Source organism: Mesorhizobium sp. M4A.F.Ca.ET.020.02.1.1 (genome assembly GCF_004022645.1).
Lineage (GTDB): Bacteria > Pseudomonadota > Alphaproteobacteria > Rhizobiales > Rhizobiaceae > Mesorhizobium.
On the sequence record NZ_RZOI01000273.1, the window covers coordinates 1 to 7,207 of the forward strand.

The window sequence follows — 7,207 nt, forward strand, 5'->3', positions numbered from 1 at the left end:
GTCTACGAGATCCTGGCGCGGACCGCCAAACGCGGCGGCGACGAACTGCAGCTCGAGACCGACGCGCAGAGCCTGTCGCATCCGATGGCGATGGTGCAGCTGCGCCACCTCCTGCACCCGGAGCGGGACAAGCGGGCGTGACGGCCGGCGTGCTGGTCGGCGTCGACGGCTGCAAGGCCGGCTGGATCGCCGTCCATCGTCATCCGGATGCCGCTCCGTCGATCTCCGTCTTTCCAGGCTTTGCCGCTTTGCTCGCCGCATTGCCCGCCGGCGGCGCCACGATCGCCGTCGACATGCCGATCGGCCTCCCCGACTTCTCGCAAAGGGGAGGACGCGGCCCGGAGGCGATCGTGCGGCCGCTGCTTGGGCAGCGCCAATCGAGCGTGTTCTCGATCCCCTCGCGCGCGGCGCTCTATGCCGAGACGGACGGCTTCACCACGGTCGAGGCCTGGTACGCCGCGCATCGCCGCGCCAGCGAGGTCGCCAAGGCAAGTTCCGATCCGCCGCGCGGCGTCTCGATCCAGGCCTTCGGCATCTTTGCCAAGATCCGCGAGATCGATGCCCTGCTGATCGCGCGGCCGGAGTTGCGCGGCCGCGTCTTCGAATCGCACCCCGAGGTCGCCTTCTGCCGGCTGAATGGCGGCCAGGCCATGGCGCTGCCGAAGAAGGTCAAGGGCGCGATCAACCTCGCCGGGATGGAGGAACGCAAGGCGCTGCTATGCCGGCATGGCTATGAAAAGAGCTTCCTCGATCAGCCGGCACCGAAGGGAGCCGCCGCCGATGATTTTCTCGACGCGGCAGCGATGATGCTGATTGCCGGCCGCATCGCCAGTGGCGAGGCAAGGCCGAATCCGGACCCGCCGCTGTCGGATCGTTTTGGCATTCCAGTCGCCATCTGGGCATAGAGCGACAGGTTGAGCCATGTCCGCCGCATCGCGATTGCGACGGAGCCATCCGCAATTCGGCATTGCTCGCGACCGGCTTTTGCCGTTAGAGGCTTCTCCAGACTGAAAGTGCCGCATCCAACCCGGAAAGGGTCCAGACGCCGCCCATGCCCCATCTTCCCGAACATCTGCTCAACGGCTATCGCAATTTCATGAACGGCCGCTATCCGGCCGAAAGCGGGCGCTACCGCTCTCTGGCGCGCGAAGGCCAGGCGCCCGAGACGATGATCGTCGCCTGCTGCGATTCGCGCTCCGCCCCTGAGGCGATCTTCGATGCCGGCCCGGGCGAGTTGTTCGTGCTGCGCAATGTCGGCAATCTGGTGCCGCCCTATGCGCCGGACGGCGAATTCCATTCGACCTCCGCCGCGCTCGAATTCGCGGTGCAGAGCCTGAAGGTAAAGAACATCGTGGTGATGGGCCACGGCCGCTGCGGCGGTATCCGCGCGGCACTCGACCCGAATTCCGCGCCGCTCTCGCCAGGCGACTTCATCGGCAAGTGGATGAGCCTGATCGCGCCCGCCGCCGAGACCGTGTCGTCCAGCACCTTCATGACGGCGACCGAGCGCCAGACCGCCCTGGAGCGCATCTCGATCCGCTACTCGATCGCCAACTTGCGGACCTTCCCTTGCGTCTCCATCCTCGAAGGCAAGGGCAGGTTGTCGCTGCACGGCGCCTGGTTCGACATCTCGACAGGCGAGCTGTGGGTGATGAACAAGGAGACCGGCGATTTCGAGCGGCCGGATCTGGGGTGAGGCCCGCGATGCGGATCGTTTCCCAGGGAACCGCGATAGCCGCCGCGCTGTTCTTTTCGGTCCTCGCCGCCCGCGCCGATGACGGCGCGCTGATCGACCGCTGGTATTCGGCGCTGCTCGTCGCCGACCGGACGGAGCTCTCGGATTTGCTTGCCGACGACGTGCGCATCAAGCTCGACGACCTTGGCGTCGTGCAGACCAAGCAAGAGTTCATCGCCTCGATCGACGATTGGCAGGGCGCTGTCGCCGGCGCCGCGATCCGTCATCGCATCGAGAAGTCGGAAGCCGGCGTCACCACGGTGATCGCCTGCTACGACTTCCCCAACAACGACATGCTGATGCACGAGACCTTCTCCGTCGCCGGCAACCGCATCACCGCCAGCACGCAGGCGGCGATCGCCGAAAGCTGCGAGGCCTACTGACGGGCCCACCGCGCGGTTGCGCGCGACAAGCCCGCGCCCTACATCGGTCTCGCCACCCATTGCCACCAATCGAAAGTTCTTCCATGTCATCAGCCGTCGATCTCGCCGCCCATCCGCTGACCAAATGGCAAGGGCCGTTCGGCCTGCCAGATTTCACCCGCATCGGCGATGGCGATTTTGGCCCCGTCTTCGACGCGGCGCTGAAGGCGCATGAGGCCGAGATCGATGCGATCGCCGGCAACAGCGAGGCGTCGACGATCGAGAACACGCTGGCCGCGCTGGAACTCGCCGGCGAGGCGCTCGACCAGGTTTCGTCGATCTTCTGGTGTCGCGCCGGCGCGCACACCAATGAGGACATCCAGGCGCTGGAGCGCGACATCTCGCCGAAAATGTCCAGGCATTTCTCGGCCATCTCGATGAACGAGAACCTGTTTGCCCGCATCGACGACCTCTACCAGCGCCGCGAAAGCCTGAAGCTGGATGCAGAGACGCTGCGCGTGCTGGAAAAGACCTGGAAGGGTTTTGTCCGGTCCGGCGCCAAGCTCGACGCCGGCGGCAAGAAGCGGCTGGCCAGGATCAACGAAGAGCTGTCCTCGCTCGGCACCAGCTTCGGCCAGAACGTTCTGGCCGACGAGCGCGACTGGGCGCTGTTCCTCGACGCTGCCGATCTCGCCGGCCTGCCGGATTTCCTGAAAAGCGCCATGGCGGAAGCGGCCGAGATGCGCGGCCAGAAGGGCCGCTTCGCCGTGACGCTGTCACGCTCGATTTACGAGCCGTTCTCGACCTTCTCCGAGCGCCGCGACCTGCGCGAGATCGCCTTCCGCGCCTTCACCATGCGCGGCCAGAACGGCGGCGCCACCGACAACACCGAAGTGGTCCGCGACATGCTGAAACTGCGCGCCGAGAAGGCAAAACTGCTCGGCTACAACTCCTTCGCAGCGCTGAAGCTCGACGACACCATGGCCAAGACCCCGAAAGCCGTGCACGCGCTGCTCGACCCGGTATGGGAGAAGGCGCTGGAGAAGGCGGCGAGCGACCAAAAGGAATTGGAGCGGCTGGCGACAGAGGCCGGCAGCAACGAAAAGTTCGCCGCCTGGGACTGGCGCTTCTACCAGGAGAAGCTGCGCGCAGAGAAATTCGCCTTCGACGAGGCCGAGCTGAAGCCATACCTGCAGCTCGAGCGCGTCATCGACGCCTGCTTCGACGTCGCGACGCGCTTGTTCGGCATCAGCTTCGAGGAGAAGCAGGGCATCGCGGCCTGGCATCCCGACGCGCGCGTCTTTGTGGTCAAGAACGGCGACGGCAGCGAGCGCGGCCTGTTCCTCGCCGATTACTTCGCCCGGCCCTCCAAGCGCTCGGGCGCCTGGATGAGCGCGCTGAAATCCGGTTATAAGCTCGGGCACGGTTCCAGGCCCGTCATCTACAACATCATGAACTTCGCCAAGCCGCCGGCCGGCGAGGCCGCACTCCTGTCGGTCGATGAGGCGAAGACGCTGTTCCACGAATTCGGCCATGCGCTGCACGGCATCCTGACCGACGTCACCTGGCCGTCGGTCTCGGGCACGTCCGTGAGCCGAGATTTCGTCGAGTTGCCCTCGCAGCTCTACGAGCACTGGCTGACGGTGCCGGCGGTGCTCGAAAAGCACGCGCTGCACGTCAAGACCGGCAAGCCGATGCCGAAGGACCTGCTCGACAAGATGCTCGCCGCCCGCACCTTCGGCGCCGGCTTCGCCACAGTCGAGTTCACCGCCTCGGCGCTGATCGACATGGCCTACCATGCGCGCCCCGACGCGCCGCCAGAGCCGCTTCGTTTCGAAGCCGAAACGCTCGACCAGCTCGACATGCCCGACAGTATCGCCATGCGCCACCGTACCCCGCATTTCGGCCATGTCTTCGCTGGCGACGGCTATTCGGCCGGCTACTATTCCTACATGTGGTCCGAAGTGCTCGACGCCGACGCCTTTGCCGCCTTCGAGGAGACGGGCGATCCCTTCAACCCGGCATTGGCCGCGCGGCTGAAGCAAAACATCTACGCCGCCGGCGGCTCCAAGGATCCGGAAGAGCTCTACACGGCGTTCCGCGGCAAGATGCCGTCGCCAGAGGCGATGATGGTGAAGCGGGGATTGGTGTGATTGGCTAATCTCCCCCCTTGAGGGGGAGATGGCCGCAAAGCGGCCAGAGGGGGTCGGTTCGACTGGACGCGAGCTCCTGCGGCAGATGGAGGCTAGCGCTTCACGCGCGAGGACCCCCTCTGTCGCCTTTGGCGACATCTCCCCCTCAAGGGGGGAGATTAGAGCCACGGATCCGCCACCCTCGGCCACACCGGCCGCACCAGCTTGGTGTAATCCGTCACCGCCGGATTGCTCGGATACGAACTCGGCGCCGAGACATAGATGATCTCGGCGGCGATCGGCGCGAAGCCGGCATAGAAATGGTTGGTCGACTTGATCAGCAATATGTCCTTCGACAGCGGATCGACGCCGATGTTGGAAAAGATGTCCGGCTCGAAGGTCTGCGTGCGGTTGGTGTTGAGGATGACATCGACCTCGGTGCCTTCGACGCGCACCACCGCGGCCGACCCCAATGTCACCCGGCTCGGTCCGAAACTCTGCCAGCCTTCGCCGACCGCCTTCAGCACCTTGACCCGCGCATCGATCGGCTCGCCCGCCAGTGGCCCGGCCTTGCCGCCGAAGCGCAAATCGATGACGGCGCCCTCACCCGCTGCCTGACAGAACGTCACCGCGATCGGATCCCAGATCGTCGCCATGCCGACATTGCTGATGCCGCGCGCGAGCAGCTCGCGCAACACGACGGTGCCGTCGCCGGCAACCCCGCCACCGGGATTGTCCCAGATGTCGGCGATGACCACCGGTTTGTCCGGATTCGCCTTGCGCACGGCGAGCGCGCGCTCGATGCCGTCGGCCGTGTTCAGCATCGTCATGGCTGTCCTTTCGCGCATGGCGTAGAGTTCGCGCCCCAAGCTTTCCGCCAGTGCATCGCCCTTTTCCTTTTCGTTGTCGGTGACGACCAGGATGCGCGTGCCCATCTCCGGCACGTCTGCGGCCATGAAGCCATGGATGACCGAGACCGACAGCACGCCGTCCTTGCCGTGCAGCGCGTTGATTTTGTCGACGAAGGAGCGCATCGGCTCGCGGCTCGTCGGCAGCACTTGGATCATGCGGCAGTCGAAGGTCGAGATCACCGGCTTGATCTCGCCGCGCGCAGCGGCGAGACCGAGCTCGACGACATGCTCGCCGCGCTCGTAGAAATCGGTGTGCGGGAATTCAAGGAAGTAGGCCATGATGTCGGATGCCGCGACACGCTTCGGCGTCAAATGGCTGTGCGGATCGAACTCTGAGGCGATCACCACCTTCGGACCGACGATGGCGCGCACGCGTTCGAGCAGGTCGCCCTCGCAGTCGTCATAGCCTTGCGCCACCATCGCGCCATGCAGGCCGAGGATGACGGCATCGACCGGCAGCGCTTCCCTGAGCTGGCCGAGGATCTCGTCGCGCAGCGCCTCAAAGGCCTGCCGCTGCACCAGCCCGCCGGGCTCGGCCCAGGTGGCGGTGCCTTCGATGACGGTCAGGCCCTCGCCTGCCGCGCGCCGGCGCAGCGCCACGATCGGTGACGAGCACAGCGTCGGCGTTTCCGGATGCTTGCCCGGCCCGGCATAGAAGGCCATCTCGAACGAGGTCCGGTCGGTCGGCACCGGCGAGAAGGTGTTGGTTTCCGTCGCCAGCGAGGCGGTGAAGATGCGCATGAATGCTCCGTGTAGTCTTTGTCTTTCGCAATTCCGGGCGGAAAACCGCCGCACGCTTTTCCCGGAATTGCTGGAATTGCTATTTGACGGCTCCTAGCGCCAGGGCATCTGCGCCTCTAGCCAGAGGGTTCAGGATTGATGTGACTTTCCTACATTATCCCTGAATTCGCATCAATCAAACAGATCATTCTGTTGCTTAATTACATTTCCTTGAGTAGCGTTCCGTCGGAGGAGGAGCGCGCTGTGGTTTCGAAAGCCGAATTCGAGGGCAAGACGGCCGTGGTCACGGGTGCCGGCGGCGGCCTCGGCTCAGCGATCGTGGCGCTGCTCAACGAACGCGGCGCGCGCGTCGTCGGCTGCGATCAGTCGAACGAGGCGCTGGCCAGCCCGCATCTTGCCTCGCGCCATGTCTTCGACCTGCTCGACCGGGTCTCGATCGAGACAGCCATCGCAGCGATCCTCGACAGCGACGGCGTCCCCGACATCCTGATCAACAATGCCGGCTGGACCCGCGCCGAGACGCTTGGCGCGCTGACGGCGGACAGGATCGCGCATGAGCTCGATCTCAACCTGGCCGGCGTGATGATTTTTGCCGATCCTATTGCCAAGGCGATGGCCAAGCGCGGCGCGGGCAACGTTGTCTTCATCTCCTCGGTCAACGCGATTTCCCATTTCGGCAATCCCGCCTATGCCGCGGCCAAGGCGGGCATCAATGCCTATGCCAAGTCGATCGCCGTCGAGCTCGGCCGCAGCGGCGTGCGCGCCAATGTCGTCTGCCCCGGATCGATCCGCACCGCCGCCTGGGAGCATCGCCTGGCCAAGGACCCCGAAATCCTCGCCAAGCTCAAGCGGCTCTATCCGCTCGGCCGCATCGTCAATGCGTCGGAAGTGGCCGAAACGGTGGCCTTCCTTGCCTCCGACCGCGCATCCGGCGTAACAGGCGTGGTGATGCCGGTCGATGCGGGGCTCACCGCCGGCTGCCTGCCTTTCATCGACGACATATTGGGAGCGTGACCATGACCGATGTCCAGTTCCGCAACCTGTCGAAATCGTTCGGGCTTCACAGCATCCTCGTGGATATCGACCTCGAGATCAAAGCGGCGAGTTCGTCATGCTGGTCGGGCCGTCGGGGTGCGGCAAAGTCGACCCTGCTGCGCATGCTGGCCGGCCTGGAAACGATCAGCTCCGGCGATCTCGTGATCGGCGGCTTGCCGGTCACCGTCGAGCCGCGCAACACCCATCTGTTCGACAGGACGACGGGCCTGCCCCTATGAAGTCACCCCAGATGAAGACGCCGGCCGACATCGTCACGCGGCTGCAATTGAT

The 7,207-nt window shown here is 65.1% G+C and carries 6 protein-coding genes and 2 pseudogenes; 7 read left to right on the plus strand and 1 reads right to left on the minus strand.

All coding sequences use genetic code 11. The annotated features are described in order from the left end of the window. The 5 genes and pseudogenes from EN742_RS39420 to EN742_RS17965 all read left to right on the plus strand — a co-directional run. A pseudogene (locus EN742_RS39420) lies at positions 1–141 on the plus strand (pyridoxal kinase); the annotation flags it as partial. Beyond that, the gene (locus tag EN742_RS17950) at positions 138–905 is read left to right on the plus strand and encodes a DUF429 domain-containing protein (protein ID WP_126057561.1); all 768 of its coding nucleotides are present in this window, start codon (positions 138–140) and stop codon (positions 903–905) included. The pseudogene EN742_RS39420 and the gene EN742_RS17950, both read left to right, overlap by 4 nt. A 146-nt stretch (positions 906–1,051) precedes the next feature. Then, on the plus strand, positions 1,052–1,696 hold the full coding sequence (locus EN742_RS17955) for a carbonic anhydrase (RefSeq protein WP_126057560.1): 645 nt from the start codon (positions 1,052–1,054) through the stop codon (positions 1,694–1,696). Positions 1,697–1,704: 8 nt separating this feature from the next. After that, positions 1,705–2,118: a nuclear transport factor 2 family protein gene (locus EN742_RS17960; RefSeq protein WP_126057559.1), complete on the plus strand. Its 414-nt coding sequence runs from the start codon at positions 1,705–1,707 to the stop codon at positions 2,116–2,118. Between the two features lie 83 nt (positions 2,119–2,201). Beyond that, complete coding sequence (locus tag EN742_RS17965) at positions 2,202–4,250, plus strand: M3 family metallopeptidase (RefSeq protein ID WP_127406066.1); 2,049 nt, start codon at positions 2,202–2,204, stop codon at positions 4,248–4,250. 158 nt (positions 4,251–4,408) lie between these two features. Here the strand turns inward: EN742_RS17965 and EN742_RS17970 are convergent, their stop codons facing one another. Further along, positions 4,409–5,881, minus strand: a complete 1,473-nt coding sequence (locus EN742_RS17970) for a M81 family metallopeptidase (protein WP_127406067.1) — start codon at positions 5,879–5,881, stop codon at positions 4,409–4,411. Between the two features lie 243 nt (positions 5,882–6,124). Between EN742_RS17970 and EN742_RS17975 the strand changes: the two genes are divergently transcribed. Then, entirely contained in the window at positions 6,125–6,895 is a 771-nt protein-coding gene (locus tag EN742_RS17975) for an SDR family oxidoreductase (protein WP_127406068.1), read from the plus strand. A 2-nt stretch (positions 6,896–6,897) separates the two neighbouring features. Continuing rightward, positions 6,898–7,092 (plus strand): annotated as a pseudogene (locus EN742_RS17980) (ATP-binding cassette domain-containing protein); the annotation flags it as partial. Positions 7,093–7,207 lie beyond the last annotated feature (115 nt).

Bases quoted from the DNA above. Each gene is read 5' to 3' on its own strand.
- EN742_RS17955 (WP_126057560.1), top strand. From the start codon at position 1,052: ATGCCCCATCTTCCCGAACATCTGCTCAACGGCTATCGCAATTTCATG.
- EN742_RS17965 (WP_127406066.1), top strand. From the start codon at position 2,202: ATGTCATCAGCCGTCGATCTCGCCGCCCATCCGCTGACCAAATGGCAA.
- EN742_RS17970 (WP_127406067.1), bottom strand. From the start codon at position 5,881: ATGCGCATCTTCACCGCCTCGCTGGCGACGGAAACCAACACCTTCTCG.
- EN742_RS17960 (WP_126057559.1), top strand. From the start codon at position 1,705: ATGCGGATCGTTTCCCAGGGAACCGCGATAGCCGCCGCGCTGTTCTTT.